The following is a 14,701-nucleotide window of genomic DNA, read 5'->3' on the forward strand; positions in this document are numbered from 1 at the left end:
CCCGGACGGCGGCCGACTACGCGTCGTCGGTACCGGGCCTCGGGACGTCGGTCTCCCAACGCGCGCGGCGTTCGTCGTCGGACTGTTCCCACCACGGCGTGCCGCGTTCGCCGAGAGCGACCTTGGCGGCCTGTACACCGGCGCGGGACTCCGCGGCGCCGCCGGTCCGGCGGACGTCGCGTCGCCACGCCATCAGGATCGACCGCAGTTCGGCGCCGCGCCCCTCGGGAATGTCGGGATCGGTGGCGCGCCACTTCCGCCCGTCGATCACGATGTGGTGGCCGTCCTCGGTGTACTCCCGGCCGTCCGTCATGACACCGATGCTAGCGACGACTCCGGGATGTCCCGTCGGGTTCCGGCCCGGGGACGCATCGTGACGACAGTGATGGCCACGAAGGTCAGCGCCAGACCGATCGCGGTGAGGGCGGTGAACGGCTCGCCGAAGAGTAGGGCGCCCCACACGGTGGTGACGGGCGGTACGAGGAACATCAGAGCGTTCACCCTCGTCACCCCCACCCGGTCGAGCGAATACCAGTACAGCCCGTACCCACCGAACGTCGCGAACACCACCAGTCCCGCCGTCGCCGCCCAGAAGTCGAGTGTCGTCGGCGGTACCGCGGTGCCCGTCGCGACCGCGCCGGCGGTGAAGACGACGGCCGATGTGGCGCAGTGGATTCCGAGGGCGCTGACGGGTGCCGGTCGCTGGGCGCGACGGTCGACGAAGGTCGCGGCGACCAGAGACATCATTCCCACCAGCGGAACGAGGTAGGCCCACGCCGGGGTGGTCGCGGTGGTCGCCGTGGCGTCCGCAACGGTGGCGAGCGCGACGCCGAGAGCACCGATCAGGAGCCCGATCCATTGTCGGCCCGAGGCCGCCGCGCCCAGCAGGGGGCCCGCCAGCGCTGCCGCGACGAGTGGCTGCACTCCGTCGACGAGGGCCGTGGTGCCGGTGGAGACCCCGAGGCCGATGGCCCAGTACACGGTGAGGAGGTAGCCGGACTGCGACAGAAAGCCCACGATCACCTGCCGCCGCAGGTCCGGGCCTCGAACTCGGCGAGACCCGAGGAGCCACGTCGGTGCGAGCAGCAGGGCGAGGGGGAGGAACCGCCACATCAGGACGGTGGTGACGGCAGCGTCCTCACCGCTGATCTTCGCGCCGATGAAACCGGACGACCAGCAGAGTACGAACGCCGCGCCCGCCAGTACCGACCCGACGGCAGTGCGTCGATCCACAGGTATACCGATCTGTCTACTCATGACAGCAGACTACACAGATCGGTATAGTTCGAAACATGACATCCGAGGTCGCCTGGACGCCGAAGGCGCGTGCCGTGCTGGCCGCGGCCGACGAGCTGTTCTACGAGCAGGGCATTCACGCGGTCGGCGTCGACACGATCGCGGCGCGAGCCGGCGTCACGAAGAAGACGTTGTACGACCGCTTCGAGTCCAAGGAACGGCTCGTCGTGGAGTACCTGCGGGAACGTGACCGTCAGTGGCGCGAGTTCCTCGCCGTCCGGCTGGGTGCCGTCTCCGCCGACGACGCCGGCGATCGGATCGATGCGGTGTTCGTCGCCTCGGCCGAGTGGACGGCGCAGCGAAGTGGCAAGGGATGCAGCATGGTCAACGCGCACGCGGAGATCAGTGACCCCGCCCACCCGGCCTATCCGGTGATCATCGGGCAGAAGCGCTGGATGGCCGATCTGTTCGTCGACATCCTCACGGCCGCAGGCGTGCCCGACCCGGTGGGCACGGCCGACCTGCTGATGCTCGTGCACGAGGGCGCGCTGGTGTGCGCGGGAATGGGAGTGGTCGAGCGGCCCTTCGACCGTGCGCGTGCTGCCGCGCGTCTACTCCTCGAGCCCACCGGCCGGTGACCACCCGAGCGCCGGCCCGAGCGTCGTCGCCATGTCGGTGAGAATCTGCACGTAGTCGTCGTGGTCGAAGCTGAAAGGCAGAGCGAACGCCACCTCGTCGATCTCCCGGAAGGCTGCGCGCGCCTGCAACTGCTCCACGAGCTGCTCGGTGGTGCCCACCAGATCGGGAGCGAACAGCAGGCGGGCCGGGCCGACCGGTGACCGGGTGCGGCCCAGACGGGCATCGGCGTACTCCTGGTAGCGGGCACGCTGGCTCGGTGTGGCCGAGTCGGTCGGAATCACCACCAAGCCCTGCGAGACCCGAGCACCGTTCCCCGCCGAGTGTGCCGAGCGGAACGCCTCGATGTGGGAGAGCTGGATGCGGTCGAAGTCGTCGTCCTCCTCGGCCTTCACGACGCTGCTCGTCAGGAAGTTCATACCGTTCGCGCCGGCCCAGCGAGCCGACCCGAGCGACGCTCCGCCGTACCACATCCGGGACGCAAGACCGGGCGAATGAGGCTGTGCGCGTGAGGAATGCACCTCGATGCCGTCCATCCCCTCGAAGTCCGTCAGACGATCGCCTCGGATTGCGGCGAGGAGCCGCTCGACCCTGGCGTAGCTGAAGTCCTCCCGATCGGCGGTGTCGGGGTACAGCGCATCCCTGAGCCGGTCGAAGTTCATCGGCGGGCCCACGCTGACCCCGGGATTCAGGCGCCCGCCGGACAGGATGTCGACGGTGGCGAGGTCCTCGGCCAGCCGCACCGGGTTCTCCCACCCCAGCGGAGTCACGGCGGTGCCGAACTCGATCCGCGAGGTCCGCTGCGATGCGGCGGCCAGCACGGCGACGGGGGAGGAGATGCCGTACTGCAGGTGGCGATGCCGCAACCAGGCGCTGTCGAAGCCGAGACGTTCGCCCAGCTCGATGATCGCGAGCGTCGACTCGTGCCCGGCCGCGGGGTCGTCCCCGTCGAACAGTCCGATCGTGAGAAAACCCATCCTGCGCAGCGGTCTCGGGTGCATGGGTCCATGATCCCCCCGCGAGCCTTTCGCGCATCCCCGAGTACGCAAACCGCGCACGGGGGCGAAGCCCTATGATCACGCGATGACCGATCACGATCATGTTGCCGCTCGCCGAGAGATCACGTCCGCCCTACTGGCGGCCTTCGAACGTCGTCACGAGGTGCTCGACGTCATCGTCGAGGCCGAGACCCGGCCCGACGCCGTGGAGGCGATCGCCACCCTGCTCGGCACGTCACGGTTGGGCGGCGAGGCAGTCATGGGCATGTCGTTCGCCAGCCTCACCAAGGACGCCCGCCGGAGCAACGCCGCCGAGCTCGAGGACCTGGACAGTCGCCTGAACTTCACGTTGGCCGAGCGTCCTGCCAGCGCGGGAGAGACCCTGGTGCTGGAAGCGTTCTCGGACGACGACCGCGACCTGTTCGCCGCCCGCCTCGCGGACGTCGGTTCCGCGGGTGACGGATCCGGCGGAGCAGCCGGTGATCTGGACACCGAGCTGGCGGCGGCACGGGACCGCCTCGACTCCGAGCAGGCCGCGTGGTTCGTCGCACACGAGGGCGCGGAGAAGGTGGGCATCGTCTTCGGCGAGCTCGCCGGTGGCGACATCGATCTCCGGGTGTGGATCCACCCCGGACACCGGAAGAAGGGCTACGGCACTGCGGCGCTGCGGAAGTCGCGCGCCGAGATGGCGGCGGTGTTCCCGGGGGTGCCCATGATCGTGCGCACCCCCGGGGTCCAGCCGTCCTGACACTTCTCGTGAGAGGCGATCAGGCCCGGTACTTCTCGACGTACCGGGTCATCGTCTCGAGCTGGTAGCGGGAGACGTCGTGGGCGTTCTCGTTCTCGGCGAACACACTCGACACCATGACGGTGTCGTTGTCGTAGAACCCGAGTGAGCCGAGGCCGCCGAAGAACTGGTCCCAGTCGACGTCTCCGTCCCCGATCTTCAGGTGCTGGTGCACCCGCACCGCGTTGCCGGGCGGATTGGTGATGTACCGCAACCCGTGCGAACGGTGATGATCCATCGTGTCCGCCACGTGCACCAGACGCACCATGTCCCCGGCGGCGGCCATGATCGCCGGCAGGTCGCCACCCATGTGGAACTGGTGGCACGCCACGATGACCATCCCGATGTTCGGGGAGTTGATCCCGCGGATGGTGCGGATCGCGGCGAGCCCGTCCTCGACGAAATCGTCCGGATGCGGATCGATCAGGACGTCGAGACCCTCGCGCTCGATGATGGGGACCAGTTCCTCCATCGACCGGTAGAACGCCCGCTCGGACTCCTCCGGCTTCTCCGGTCGACCGGAGAACTCGGTGTTCATCGTCGACACCCCGAGGTCGACGGTGATCTGGATGGCGCGTTTCCAGTACCGCACGGCCGCCTCGCGGGCGTCCTCGTCGGGACCGGACCACCGCAGCACCGGCAACACCGACGCGATCCCGACGCCGGCGTCCGAGCACGCCTTGCGGAACTTCGCGACCAACCCGTCGTCGGCCTTGGGATGGTTGAAGAACGGGATCATGTCCACGTGCGGGGTGAGCTGCAACCACTCGTACCCCAGATCGGCGACCACGGCGGGCAGCTCGAGCAGCGAGTGCGAATGATGAAACGGCGTCGGATCGAGCGCGATCTTCATCTCAGGCTCCGACGATGGACGAGCGCTGCACCATCTCGACGGCGACCGGGGCACCGGACTCGAGCGACTTCACGCCGGCCTCGCACACCGCGGCTGCAGCGTATCCGTCCCACGCTCCGGGGCCGTCGACGTAGTTGCCCGTCTCGGCGCCGGCCTTCACCGCGTCGACCCAGCGCTGGATCTCGGTGTCGTAGGCCTGGCCGAAGCGCTGCACGAAGCCGGGAGTGATGGTGCCGCCCCAGGTTCCGGGAGCGGACTTGCGGACGAGGCCGACGTCGAGACCGATCATCGCGCTGCCGTGCTCGGCCACGACCTCGGTGCGCACCTCGTAGGCGACGCCGGTGGTGACGAACACCTCGGCGTCGACGTGTCGACCGGACTCCGTGGTGAAGATGGCGATCTGCGGATCCCGCAGGCCCTGCGGTGCCGATGGATTGGCCGACGGGCTGATGATCTGCACCGACGTGATCTCCTCGTCGAGGAGGAAGCGCGTGACGTCCACCTCGTGCACCAGCGAGTCGCGCACGATCATCGCGCTGTCGAAGTGCGGCGGCACGGCGGGGTTGCGGTGTGCGCAGTGCACCACCAGCGGACGGCCGAGCTCGCCGGAATCGATGAGTGCCTTGAGCTGGTCGTACTCGGTGTCGAAGCGGCGCATGAATCCGACCTGGATGAGCTTCTTGCCCAGCGCGGCCTCAGCTTCCACGACGGCGAGGGACGTGGCCACATCGGTGGTCAGCGGCTTCTCGCACATGACGGGCTTGCCGTGCTCGAGACACGCGAGAAGCTGCTTCTCGTGGGTCGGGCCGGGAGTGGCCAGGACGACGGCGTCGACCTCGGGGTCGGCGATCGCGTCGAGGGGATCCTCGACGACGCGGCAGCCGGGGATGGTCGCGGCGAGTTCGTGGGCCTTCGCGCTGACGTAGTCGTTGATCACGGCGACGCGGGCGCCGGTGATCTTCGAGGTGATGCGGGCGACGTGATCGGCACCCATCATGCCGACACCCAGGACCGCGATGCGGAGTTCGGTGGTCATCGTGTCAATCCGTTTCTGTAGGTGCGAAAGTGTGGTCAGGCGAACGTGACGGCGGGAATGCCGCAGGAGCCCAGGTACTTCCGGGTGCGCTGCGCGATCGGCAGGGGAGCGTCGACGGCGCACGGGTACATGTCCTGCTCGACGATCGCGAAGATGTCCGCGGTGAGCTTGCCGTCGTCCGCGAGGCGCTCGATGGTCTTCAGGAGCGGGGGCATGTCCGGGATGCCGAGCGGCGGTTCCGTCATGGCGCCGAGCTTGACGGCCTCGCCGAACGGCAGATCCTCCGCTGCGACCCTGGCGCGGACCTCCTCGTTCACCTGCTTGAGGTGGAGGTACCCGATGCGCTCGGGCGCCCGCTCGATGATCGCGATGTTGTCACCGCCGCAGTAGCTGATGTGGCCGGTGTCGAGGCACAGGTTCACGAACTCGCTCGAGGTGCCGTCGAGGAAGCGGTACACGTTCTCCTCGGTGTCGACGTGGCTGTCGGCGTGCGGGTGGTACTGCGCCTTGACGCCGTACTGCTCGAACATGCGCTTACCGAGCTCGTTCATGCCCTCGGTCTTCTTGCGCCACTGGTCCGCCGTGAGGTCGCGGTCCTCGAGCACCGCGCCGGTGGAGGGGTCACGCCACATCTCGGGGATGACGACGACGTGCTTGCCGCCGGCGGCGGCGGTCAGCTTGGCGACGTCCTCGATCTGAGTCCACACCGCGTCCCACGCGTCGTCCTGGTGCAGGTGTTCGAACACCGTGCCCGCCGACAGCTTGAGACCCCGAGAGCCCAACTCCGACAGCAGCTTCTGCGGATCAGTGGGCAGGTAGCCGTACGGGCCCAGTTCGATCCACTCGTAGCCCGACGCCGACACCTCGTCGAGGAAGCGGCCGTACGGGGTCTGCTGAGGATCCTCGGGGAACCACACTCCCCAGGAGTCGGGGGCGGATCCGACGCGAATCGTGCTCATGTCTCGGGGGTTCCTCTCGAAGAATGTCCGGCGCTCGTGCTGTGGCACTAACGCGCTTAAGTAACGCGCTTAAGTTACTATGAGGTGGATCACGCTTCCGTGTCAAGCCCCGTCCCAGAGGAGTGCCGGTGTCCACGCCGCCCCGCAGCCGCAAGACGACGATGAGTGACGTCGCCGCTCTGGCGGGAGTGTCCCGGACCCTGGTGTCGTTCGTCCTCAGTGGCAAACCGGGTGCGAGTGACGACACTCGCGACCGTGTCCTCGCCGCTGCGCGCGAACTCGACTATCGACCCGACAACGCTGCGCGACTCCTCGCGCGCGGGCGGAGCAGGACGTTGGGGGTCGTGATCGACGTGCGACAGCCGTTCCAGGCCGATCTCGTGACCCACATCTATCCCGTGGCCGAGGCGGCCGGGTACGAGGTGTTGCTGTCCGCGAGTGCGCCCGGCCGGGACGAGACGAAGGCGATCGAGGCGCTGCTCAGCCATCGCTGCGAAGGCGTGATCCTGCTCGGTCCGTCGTCCTCACCCGAGTACGTCGCGCATCTCGAGGAGCGGGCCGTGGTGGTCATGATCGGACGGGCCCTGCCAGCCACCGACTTCGACATCGTGCGCAGCGCCGACGACCACGGAGTGCGTCAGGCGGTCGACCACCTCGTCGGTCTCGGGCACGTGGACATCCACCACGTCGACGGTGGTACCGACTCCGGTGCGACCGAGCGTCGCGCCGCCTTCCGTGCCGCGATGGACGAGCGCGGTCTTCCCGCCGTGGTGTGGCCGGGTGCGCACACCGAGGAGGCGGGCAGTGCCGCCGGAACGCGCATGGTCGCCGAGCGGCGGGTGCCCACCGCGGTGATGGCCGGCAACGATCTGTGCGCGGTGGGACTGATGGACGCGTTCCACCGTGCCGGAATCGCTGTGCCCGATGATGTCTCGGTAGTGGGATACGACGACAGCGAGCTGGCGCACCTCTCGCGCATCGATCTCACGACCGTCCGGCAGGACGCCGAGGGTCTGGCCGCGACGGCGGTGCGGTTCGCCATCGCCCGCCTCGAGGACGAGAGCCTCGCGCCCGCCGAGCTGGTGGTCGAGCCGTCACTCGTCGTGCGCGGGAGTACCGGGCCCGTGCGCACGGTCGCGCGTCAGACGGCCCGGCGCACCTGACGCCGTTCGCGAGCGGTCGACCCGACCCGGGGTTCGACTCGAGCAGATCGCACTGGCGCAGCGCACCCTCGTTTCGACGCGGCCCTCGTCGGTCACCCTCTCGGGATGCAGACGTTTCTCCCCGACCCCGGCTTCGCCCGCAGCGCACAGTTGCTCGACGACAAGCGGCTCGGGAAGCAACGCGTCGAGACCTTCCAGATCCTGCGCGCCCTGGTGTGGCCCTCCTACGGGTGGAAGAACCACCCGGCGGTGGTGATGTGGCGGGGATTCACCCCGGCGCTCGTGGCCTACGGGATCGCGACCTGCCGGGAGTGGGCGGCCCGCGGGCGGGCGGAGGCCCTGGAGGCACGGCTCCTCGACTACAGCGATGGGCGTGCGTGGACGTACGACGAGTTGCGCGACGACGGCCGACTGCCGCCCTGGCTCGGTGACGACTCGGTGCACGCGAGCCATCGTCACGCCCTGGCCGCGAAGGCGCCGCAGGCGTACCCGGCCGACTGGGCGGGGGAGACCGGGTACGTCTGGCCCGGATCCCTCTTCCCGCGCTGGCCCCTGACGGTCGGCGACACCACGCCCAGTGCCGTGGTGTCCTCGATGATCGAGATGGGCGCGCCCGCAGAGCTGTTCGACCCGGGTACGGAGGAGTGGTCCGCCCTGCGGGCCCTGCACCGTGGCCGATCCGCGCAGGTGCGGACGACGAACCACCGTCTGCTGACGGTCGCTGCAGCGCTGGTGCGGCCGGGCCGCACGGCTCTCCTGCTGGACACCGACCCGCTCGCTCCCGACCTCCCGCTGCCCAAACCGTCCGCCGAGCCGGGCGGCACGGTGTCGGCGTCCGTCGCGCGCGAGCCGACCCCCGAGGACGTCGAGGCGATGCGGGCCGAGGGCCGCGATCCCGGGCGTCTGCGCGTGTTCCGCCGTGGCGCGACCGTGCGCGATGCCGGGGAGTACGCGCTGGTGGTCACGTCCGGTGCCGCGGTGCCGCGCGAGCTCGCGGCTGTTCCGTCGCTCCGTCTGACGACGTGAGGACTAGCGCCCTCGCCACGCGGACCAGAGTTCGGAGTACCGGCCGCCGGCCTCCACCAGGTCCCGGTGCGGCCCCTGCTCGACGATGCGGCCGTGCTCGAGCACCACGACGCTGTCGGCGCTCGCCGCCTGGGTGAGGCGGTGGGCGACGACGATAGTCGTCCGTCCGCGAGTGGCGGCCCGGGCGGCCTCCTCGAGGTCGCGCGCGCCGGCGCTGCCGGCCTCGGCGGTGGCTTCGTCGAGGACGGCGACCGCCGGATCGGCCAGGACGATGCGGGCCAGTGCGATCTGTTGCGCGCGAGACGGAGTCAGCTCGACGCCGCCCTCGCCGACCACCGTGTCGAGACCGTCCTCGAGGGTGCTCACCCACGAGTGCGCGCCGACCGTCCGCAGCGCGTGTTCGACCGTCTCCCGATCCGCGTCCGGTGCCGCGAGCCGCAGATCGTCGATGAGCGGTCCGGCGAACACGTGCACCTCCTGGCTGACGATCGCGACGTGCCGGCGCAGTCGATCGGAGCCGATGTCGTCGAGCGACACCCCGCCCACCCGGACCGATCCGGAGTCCGCTCGCATCGAGCCCGCCACGAGCGCGGCGATGGTGGACTTGCCGGCGCCGGTCGAGCCGACCAGCGCCACCGTCGTGCCGTCGTCGATCCGCAGATCGATCCCGTGCAGGACGTCGTCGACCCCGTCGTAGGAGTGGCGGAGGTTCGTCACGACGACGGTGCCGTCGGCGGGCTCCGCCTCGGTCCCGGGGGAGCGGTCGTCGGGCAGATCGATGACGCCCACCAGTCGTGCGAGGGAGGCCCCGGCCGACTGGATGTCGTCGAACGAGTACAGCAGCATGCCGATCGGGTTGAAGAGCCGGTGGAACAGCAGTGCCGCCGCGGTGGTCTGACCGACGGTGACGGCGTCCTCGCGCACCAGCAGGAAGCCGACGGTGAGGATGACCGAGAGGCCGACGCACTCCGCCCGGTTGCTGCGCGAGCCGAACCGGGTGAAGAGACGGAAGACGGTGACGGCGATGTCGCGAGCCTTGCCGGACGATGCGTCGATGCGCGCGAGGTGCTCACCCTCCATGCCGTACGCCCGCACGGTGCGGGCCCCCTGCATGCTGCTGACCAGAGACTGGGCGCGCTCGCCCATCGCGACGCGCTCGGCGGCGTACATCGGGGCGGACCGCGGCAGATACCAGTGCAGGGCCATCACGTACATCGGGATCGCGACCATGCCCGCGAGTCCCAGACGCCAGTCGAGCCCGAGCATCGTGATCAGACTGAGCAGGACCAGCAGCACGGCGGCGAGGATGTTCGGCACCACTTCGCCGAGCGATTTCGCCATCACCGCGATGTCGTCCCCGACGCGGGAGAGCAGGTCTCCCTTGCCGACTCGCTCCAGTGTGCTCACCGGGAGGTGGAGTGCGCGACCGAGGACGCGCTCGCGCAGCGAGGCCAACATCTTCTCGCCGAGCAGACTGACGGTGTAGGCGCCGATCCCGGTGAAGACACCGCCCGCGACCGCCGCGGCGCCGATGACCGTCACGACACCGACGATCGTGGACGTCGGTGCGCCCTCGGTCACCCGATCGACGAGCATGCCGAAGACGTACACGGGAATCAGCGCCATCGCCGCCGCGACCACGCCGATGGCGACGGTGAGCGCGACCGATCCCCGCCGCGCACGGAGTTCGCCGCGAAGGAACGCCCAGCATCGCCGTCCACTCGCGATGGGCAGCAGTGCGGTCGGTTCGGTCATCGCAGAACCGCCTCTCGGTAGCGCTCGTCCGTCTCCGCCAACCCGTGGTGGGTGCCGACGGTCGCGACGCGCCCCTCGTCGAGCACGACGACGCGGTCGGTGACCGCGAGGAGCGCGGGGCTGGTGGTGATGAGCACCGTCGTCTGGGTGCGGGCGTCGCCGTCGTGACGCAGTCCCGCGATGCCGGTGGCGATGGCGTGTTCGGTCACCGCGTCGACGGCGGTGGTCGGATCGTGGAGGACGAGTACCGGTGGCTGCGCCGCGAGTGCGCGGGCGAGGGCGACTCGTTGACGTTGCCCACCGGACAGGCTGGCACCGCGGTCGGTCACCGGATGGTCGAGACCGCCGTCGTGCATGGCGACGATGTCGGTGACGGCGGAGGCGGTCACCGCGGCGTCGAGGTCGCTCCCGCGGTCCAGGGCGATGTTGGACCGCACCGTGCCGGCGAACAGATCCGACGTGTGCGGTTCCACCAGCACGGTGCGGCGGACCTCGGGGAGCGCGAGCTCGGTCACGTCGACGCCGCCGACCGTCAGCCGTCCGGTGACGTCGTCGGGCGACACCTGCCCGGAGAGGACGGCGGCCAATGCATCGGCGTCCTGCGGCCGGTAGGCGACGACGCCGACGATCTCGCCGCGCCCTAGATGCAGGTCGAGATGCGTCAAGGTCCCGTAGGACAGGTCGTCGAGTCCGACGGACGAGGTGTCGGGGGACCGCGTACCGGTGGAGGTGACCACCGGGTCGGCGCCGAGAACCAATGCCAACCGGTCCGCTGATCCGCGGATGACCGCGAGGAAGCCGGGAAGTCGGGAGAGCGAACTCAGCGGCTCGATGAGGAACTGCGCCAGTCCGACGACAGTGATCAACTCGGCGACGGAGATTCGGCCCTCGAGAGCAAGGAACCCGGCCGTGCCGGCCACGGCGGCGGACAGCAGCGCGCCCACCGTTGCCGAGACACCGAGATACACGCTGTTGCCACGGGCCAGACGCATCGTCGCGGCCAGTGCACGTCGGCTCGACTGGACGAACCGCCGGGACGCGACGTCCTCGGCGCCGATACCGCGGAGGGGCCGTACGCCGCTGACGAGATCGGTGGCGAGACCTGAGACGCGGGCCACCTCCGCCTGCTGATCGGTCGCGGCGCGGGTGAGGAACGGCGCACACAACTGGAGGAGAAGGAGAAGGACAGGCGTGCCGATGACGACAGCCAGCCCGAGCGGCACATCGATGACGAGAAGTGCCACCGCCGTGACGACGAGGGCGGTGACAGCGGCGGCGACCCGGGCGATGGCGTCGAGCGCCCACGAGGTCTTCTCGGCGTCCGAGGTGCTGACCGTCAACAGCTCGCCGGGGCCGAGATCGACCTGGACGCCGCGCGGGTCGAGCACGCGTCCCGCGACCTCCACGCGTAGCAGGTGTGCTTCCCGCTCGATCGCGACGACGATGATGCGGGCGCCGATGCGGTACGCGTAGGAGAGGACGACGAACAGGCCCGCCAGCCCCAGCAACGAGACGATCATCGCGGTGACGTCGCCGGTCTCGACCGCGCGGCCGATGATGAGACCGATGGCGACCGGCACCATCGTCTCGCAGAACTGGTGCACACAGAACAGGGCCGACGAACCGACGAGTCGCACACGGTGGCGCCGGGTGGTGCGGCGCAGGATGGCCCCGCCGGTCGACGGAGGTGCGTCATGCATTAGCCGACCCTAACCCACGTGGCCGACCGGTCGGGACGACGCGTACGCGTCAGTCGTGCTCGGGATTCCTGGTGCGACGGGCGGCGTCGCGCTGCTGCTGAGCGCGTTCCCGGCACCGACGCAGGAACTCCTCGTCGGACTCGGAGTTCGTCGCGACCGCGCGGCCGGGACGGACGTCGTATTCGGGGAAACGGGTCGCGCTCGGTCGGCGTCCCGCGTCGGGACCGCCCCAGATGCCGCCGCCGACGGGCCGGCCCGCCACGAGCCAGGCCACGGACCCGGCGAGAGGAAGGAACACGACGAGCAGGAGCCAGACCGTCTTCGGGAGGTGGCGGATGCCACCCTCGTCGGCCGTGATGACGTCGATGAGGCAGAAGATCCAGAGCACGGCGACGATCAGGCCGAGATAGGGCACGGGCGCGTCCTCACGTAGAGCGGTTCACGTCCCGATTCACGAACCGCATGGTCTGTTGACGCGCTCACCCTAGCGCCCGACGTCGCCCTCGTCACTCCGTACGAGCCGTCGCGGGGGTAGGTGGTTCCGAATGCCCTCTGTGAGCGCCCACCGACCGGGTTTCCCCCGGCGGTCCGACGGGCATGCACGGATGTATCGACGAAAGGACAAGTCGTGGTCGCGCAGAACGAGAACGAGCAGCCGCAGGATTTCGCACGCACCACGCGTGCGCACGCCGGTGAGGCCATCACCGACAGCCGCGCATGGCCGGGCTACTTCCTGATGGCGCTGGGCTTCGTCGCGCTCGGACTGGGCCTGACCGCAGCGGGCGGCGGCTTCGAGGGATGGGTGCTGGTCGCCGGCATCGCCTGCCCGGTTCTCCTGCTCGCCGGCCTCGCCGTGGTCCTGCTCGAGCGCAAGCGCGTCAAGGCGGCCGAGGGCAAGTCCCTCACCGATCCCGGTGGTCACTGACCACGATCACGTGACGGGTTCCGATGCGTCGGAACCCGTCGTCACCGTGCCGAGAACTCGCACGCAGTACTTCCGTGCGTGGTCCGAGCTGCACGGAGGGTACGACGTGCACTCGTCGGCACTGGTGCACGGCTGGCTGACCATCACGTACGTTCTGGCCCGCCCGCTCGCGCGGGCGCGCGTCGCCCCCACCGCGGTCACCGCTGTGGGGGTTCTCTTCGCTGTCCTGGCTCTCGCCGTCGCGGGTTCCGGTCCGTGGGGCGCCGGCGCGGCGGCACTGCTTCTCGTCCTGTCGGCGCTGGTGGACAGCCTCGACGGCGCCGTCGCACTGCTCCGCGGTCGATCGACGGCATTCGGCTACGTTGCCGACTCGGTGGCCGATCGACTCTCGGACATGCTCGTCTTCGCGGTTCTCCTCGTGCTGGGAGCGCCCGCACCCCTGGTGGTCGCGGTCGCGCTGCTCACCCTGTTGCACGAGACGGCGCGGGCACGCGCGGTGTCCGCGGGGATGGCGTCGATCGGAGTCGTGACGGTGTGGGAGCGCCCGTCCCGCGTGATCGCCGTCGTGGTGACTCTCCTGGGAGCCTCGGTGGTGGACACCGGTCCGCTGTTCGGCACCATCGGCGCCGCCGTGTCCCTGATCCTCGCCGTCGTCGGCTTCAGTCAGATCAGCGTGTCGATCCATCACGCTCTGAGTGCGCTTCCCGCTCCGCGACCCGGTCGCACTCGAGAGTGAACACCCAGCCGATCAGCACGATGATGTGCAGCAGGAACAGCCACAGCACCGTGGCGACGGCCGCTCCGACGGGTTCGAGGCCGCCGAACGGGCCCGACCAGTCGATGGGTATCGCGAGAAACAGCACGTAGCCCTGCAGGAATCCCGAGACGAAGGACGCGGTGGTCAGGGCACCGATCGCGACGGCCGTACGCGAGAGGGTGGTCGGCGCGACCACCCGGTACGTCCATCCGATGGGTACGGCGAGCACCAGCCAGACGGTGACGAATCCGAGCCAGACGCGGAACGCTCCCGCGCCGATGCCGCCGTTCACCGAGGCGAGTGCGTTGCCCACCACGAGAACGGGGATGGTGAGCAGCGGCGTGACGATCAGGACCGGGAGCGCCGACGCGCGACCGCGCCAGCCGACGAACGATTCGCGCACGGGCTCGTAGACGAGCAGGGCCCGTCGCATGCCCTCGCCGTAGAAGGTGGCGGGCAGGATCGCGACCAGGCCGCCCAGCCACCCTAGGTGGGTCCCGGCGTCGAACAGGGTCCGCACCGCACCCGGGGCGCCCGCTGCGCCCGGCAGCAGTCCGGCGATGGCGTCTCCGTACCCGACGACGGTCTCCTCACCCAGCAGCAGCGTGGTGAGGCGCAGACCCAACAGCAACATCGGCACGACGGCGATGCCGCCGTAGAACGTGATGCCCGCCGCCACCAGGGCCGTGTCGCGTGCCGCCAGCCGACGTCGCATTCCCGCCGCGACGGACGTTCGTTCACGCACGATGCGTCGAGTCGTGCGGACGCCCGTCATGGGGCATGTCTACCCGGTGGCCCGTGCGCTCAACCTGCACCGTTTCGTCCGGGCGGTGCGCGGGTAAGAACGCTGGGACCCGCACGACTTCCGTG

The 14,701-nt window shown here is 69.7% G+C and carries 16 protein-coding genes; 6 read left to right on the forward strand and 10 right to left on the reverse strand.

Annotated elements, in window-relative coordinates:
- Positions 1-16: 16 nt before the first annotated feature.
- Both HQ308_RS18560 and HQ308_RS18565 read right to left on the reverse strand, forming a co-directional pair.
- A complete protein-coding gene (locus HQ308_RS18560) occupies positions 17-313 on the reverse strand; it encodes a hypothetical protein (RefSeq protein WP_222647468.1) in 297 nt (98 codons plus the stop codon).
- The gene (locus HQ308_RS18565; protein WP_222647469.1) at positions 310-1,257 is read right to left on the reverse strand and encodes a DMT family transporter; all 948 of its coding nucleotides are present in this window, start codon (positions 1,255-1,257) and stop codon (positions 310-312) included. Before HQ308_RS18565 ends, HQ308_RS18560 begins: the two co-directional genes overlap by 4 nt.
- Before the next feature lie 35 nt (positions 1,258-1,292).
- Between HQ308_RS18565 and HQ308_RS18570 the strand changes: the two genes are divergently transcribed.
- Complete coding sequence (locus HQ308_RS18570) at positions 1,293-1,874, forward strand: TetR/AcrR family transcriptional regulator (RefSeq protein ID WP_222647470.1); 582 nt, start codon at positions 1,293-1,295, stop codon at positions 1,872-1,874.
- Here HQ308_RS18570 and HQ308_RS18575 read toward each other — a convergent pair.
- Positions 1,848-2,873: an LLM class flavin-dependent oxidoreductase gene (locus tag HQ308_RS18575; protein ID WP_222647471.1), complete on the reverse strand. Its 1,026-nt coding sequence runs from the start codon at positions 2,871-2,873 to the stop codon at positions 1,848-1,850. The genes HQ308_RS18570 and HQ308_RS18575 overlap by 27 nt on opposite strands.
- A gap of 82 nt (positions 2,874-2,955) precedes the next feature.
- On the opposite strand from HQ308_RS18575, the gene HQ308_RS18580 reads away from it, so the two are divergent.
- On the forward strand, positions 2,956-3,618 hold the full coding sequence (locus HQ308_RS18580; RefSeq protein WP_222647472.1) for a GNAT family N-acetyltransferase: 663 nt from the start codon (positions 2,956-2,958) through the stop codon (positions 3,616-3,618).
- 19 nt (positions 3,619-3,637) lie between these two features.
- Here the strand turns inward: HQ308_RS18580 and HQ308_RS18585 are convergent, their stop codons facing one another.
- The 3 genes from HQ308_RS18585 to HQ308_RS18595 are packed head-to-tail and all read right to left on the reverse strand — an operon-like array spanning position 3,638 to position 6,505.
- Entirely contained in the window at positions 3,638-4,510 is an 873-nt protein-coding gene (locus HQ308_RS18585) for a sugar phosphate isomerase/epimerase family protein (protein WP_056448610.1), read from the reverse strand.
- A gap of 1 nt (position 4,511) precedes the next feature.
- Positions 4,512-5,546: a Gfo/Idh/MocA family protein gene (locus HQ308_RS18590; RefSeq protein ID WP_027505593.1), complete on the reverse strand. Its 1,035-nt coding sequence runs from the start codon at positions 5,544-5,546 to the stop codon at positions 4,512-4,514.
- Positions 5,547-5,581: 35 nt separating this feature from the next.
- Positions 5,582-6,505, reverse strand: coding sequence for a sugar phosphate isomerase/epimerase (locus HQ308_RS18595; RefSeq protein ID WP_027505594.1), 924 nt, complete (start codon positions 6,503-6,505; stop codon positions 5,582-5,584).
- Between the two features lie 161 nt (positions 6,506-6,666).
- On the opposite strand from HQ308_RS18595, the gene HQ308_RS18600 reads away from it, so the two are divergent.
- Together HQ308_RS18600 and HQ308_RS18605 are read left to right on the forward strand one after the other, a co-directional pair.
- Positions 6,667-7,668 carry a LacI family DNA-binding transcriptional regulator gene (locus tag HQ308_RS18600; protein ID WP_037185774.1) on the forward strand — a complete coding sequence of 334 codons (1,002 nt, stop codon included), beginning with the start codon at positions 6,667-6,669 and terminating at the stop codon, positions 7,666-7,668.
- Positions 7,669-7,773: 105 nt separating this feature from the next.
- Positions 7,774-8,694: an MSMEG_6728 family protein gene (locus HQ308_RS18605; RefSeq protein WP_222647473.1), complete on the forward strand. Its 921-nt coding sequence runs from the start codon at positions 7,774-7,776 to the stop codon at positions 8,692-8,694.
- A 3-nt stretch (positions 8,695-8,697) separates the two neighbouring features.
- Here HQ308_RS18605 and HQ308_RS18610 read toward each other — a convergent pair whose 3' ends face one another.
- Genes HQ308_RS18610 through HQ308_RS18620 form a run of 3 tightly spaced genes read right to left on the reverse strand, consistent with a single transcriptional unit; the run spans position 8,698 to position 12,564 of the window.
- Complete coding sequence (locus tag HQ308_RS18610; RefSeq protein WP_222647474.1) at positions 8,698-10,449, reverse strand: ABC transporter ATP-binding protein; 1,752 nt, start codon at positions 10,447-10,449, stop codon at positions 8,698-8,700.
- Complete coding sequence (locus HQ308_RS18615) at positions 10,446-12,149, reverse strand: ABC transporter ATP-binding protein (RefSeq protein ID WP_222630073.1); 1,704 nt, start codon at positions 12,147-12,149, stop codon at positions 10,446-10,448. Before HQ308_RS18615 ends, HQ308_RS18610 begins: the two co-directional genes overlap by 4 nt.
- Before the next feature lie 49 nt (positions 12,150-12,198).
- On the reverse strand, positions 12,199-12,564 hold the full coding sequence (locus tag HQ308_RS18620; protein WP_056446171.1) for a PLD nuclease N-terminal domain-containing protein: 366 nt from the start codon (positions 12,562-12,564) through the stop codon (positions 12,199-12,201).
- Between the two features lie 213 nt (positions 12,565-12,777).
- Here HQ308_RS18620 and HQ308_RS18625 point away from each other — a divergent pair, with 213 nt between their 5' ends.
- Entirely contained in the window at positions 12,778-13,074 is a 297-nt protein-coding gene (locus HQ308_RS18625) for a hypothetical protein (RefSeq protein WP_027505601.1), read from the forward strand.
- 10 nt (positions 13,075-13,084) lie between these two features.
- On the forward strand, positions 13,085-13,810 hold the full coding sequence (locus HQ308_RS18630) for a CDP-alcohol phosphatidyltransferase family protein (RefSeq protein WP_222630079.1): 726 nt from the start codon (positions 13,085-13,087) through the stop codon (positions 13,808-13,810).
- Here the strand turns inward: HQ308_RS18630 and HQ308_RS18635 are convergent.
- A complete protein-coding gene (locus HQ308_RS18635) occupies positions 13,743-14,606 on the reverse strand; it encodes a YhjD/YihY/BrkB family envelope integrity protein (protein WP_222647475.1) in 864 nt (287 codons plus the stop codon). The genes HQ308_RS18630 and HQ308_RS18635 overlap by 68 nt on opposite strands.
- Positions 14,607-14,701: the final 95 nt, after the last annotated feature.

Origin of the sequence: Rhodococcus sp. BP-241 (assembly GCF_019836145.1) — a bacterium.
Taxonomy (GTDB): domain Bacteria; phylum Actinomycetota; class Actinomycetes; order Mycobacteriales; family Mycobacteriaceae; genus Rhodococcoides.

What these genes read in the sequence shown, in the direction of transcription:
- HQ308_RS18595 (WP_027505594.1), bottom strand. Translation starts at nt 6,505, where the DNA reads ATGAGCACGATTCGCGTCGGATCCGCCCCCGACTCCTGGGGAGTGTGG.
- HQ308_RS18580 (WP_222647472.1), top strand. Translation starts at nt 2,956, where the DNA reads ATGACCGATCACGATCATGTTGCCGCTCGCCGAGAGATCACGTCCGCC.
- HQ308_RS18605 (WP_222647473.1), top strand. Translation starts at nt 7,774, where the DNA reads ATGCAGACGTTTCTCCCCGACCCCGGCTTCGCCCGCAGCGCACAGTTG.
- HQ308_RS18570 (WP_222647470.1), top strand. Translation starts at nt 1,293, where the DNA reads ATGACATCCGAGGTCGCCTGGACGCCGAAGGCGCGTGCCGTGCTGGCC.
- HQ308_RS18560 (WP_222647468.1), bottom strand. Translation starts at nt 313, where the DNA reads ATGACGGACGGCCGGGAGTACACCGAGGACGGCCACCACATCGTGATC.
- HQ308_RS18565 (WP_222647469.1), bottom strand. Translation starts at nt 1,257, where the DNA reads ATGAGTAGACAGATCGGTATACCTGTGGATCGACGCACTGCCGTCGGG.
- HQ308_RS18615 (WP_222630073.1), bottom strand. Translation starts at nt 12,149, where the DNA reads ATGCATGACGCACCTCCGTCGACCGGCGGGGCCATCCTGCGCCGCACC.
- HQ308_RS18575 (WP_222647471.1), bottom strand. Translation starts at nt 2,873, where the DNA reads ATGCACCCGAGACCGCTGCGCAGGATGGGTTTTCTCACGATCGGACTG.
- HQ308_RS18590 (WP_027505593.1), bottom strand. Translation starts at nt 5,546, where the DNA reads ATGACCACCGAACTCCGCATCGCGGTCCTGGGTGTCGGCATGATGGGT.
- HQ308_RS18635 (WP_222647475.1), bottom strand. Translation starts at nt 14,606, where the DNA reads ATGACGGGCGTCCGCACGACTCGACGCATCGTGCGTGAACGAACGTCC.
- HQ308_RS18585 (WP_056448610.1), bottom strand. Translation starts at nt 4,510, where the DNA reads ATGAAGATCGCGCTCGATCCGACGCCGTTTCATCATTCGCACTCGCTG.
- HQ308_RS18600 (WP_037185774.1), top strand. Translation starts at nt 6,667, where the DNA reads ATGAGTGACGTCGCCGCTCTGGCGGGAGTGTCCCGGACCCTGGTGTCG.
- HQ308_RS18610 (WP_222647474.1), bottom strand. Translation starts at nt 10,449, where the DNA reads ATGACCGAACCGACCGCACTGCTGCCCATCGCGAGTGGACGGCGATGC.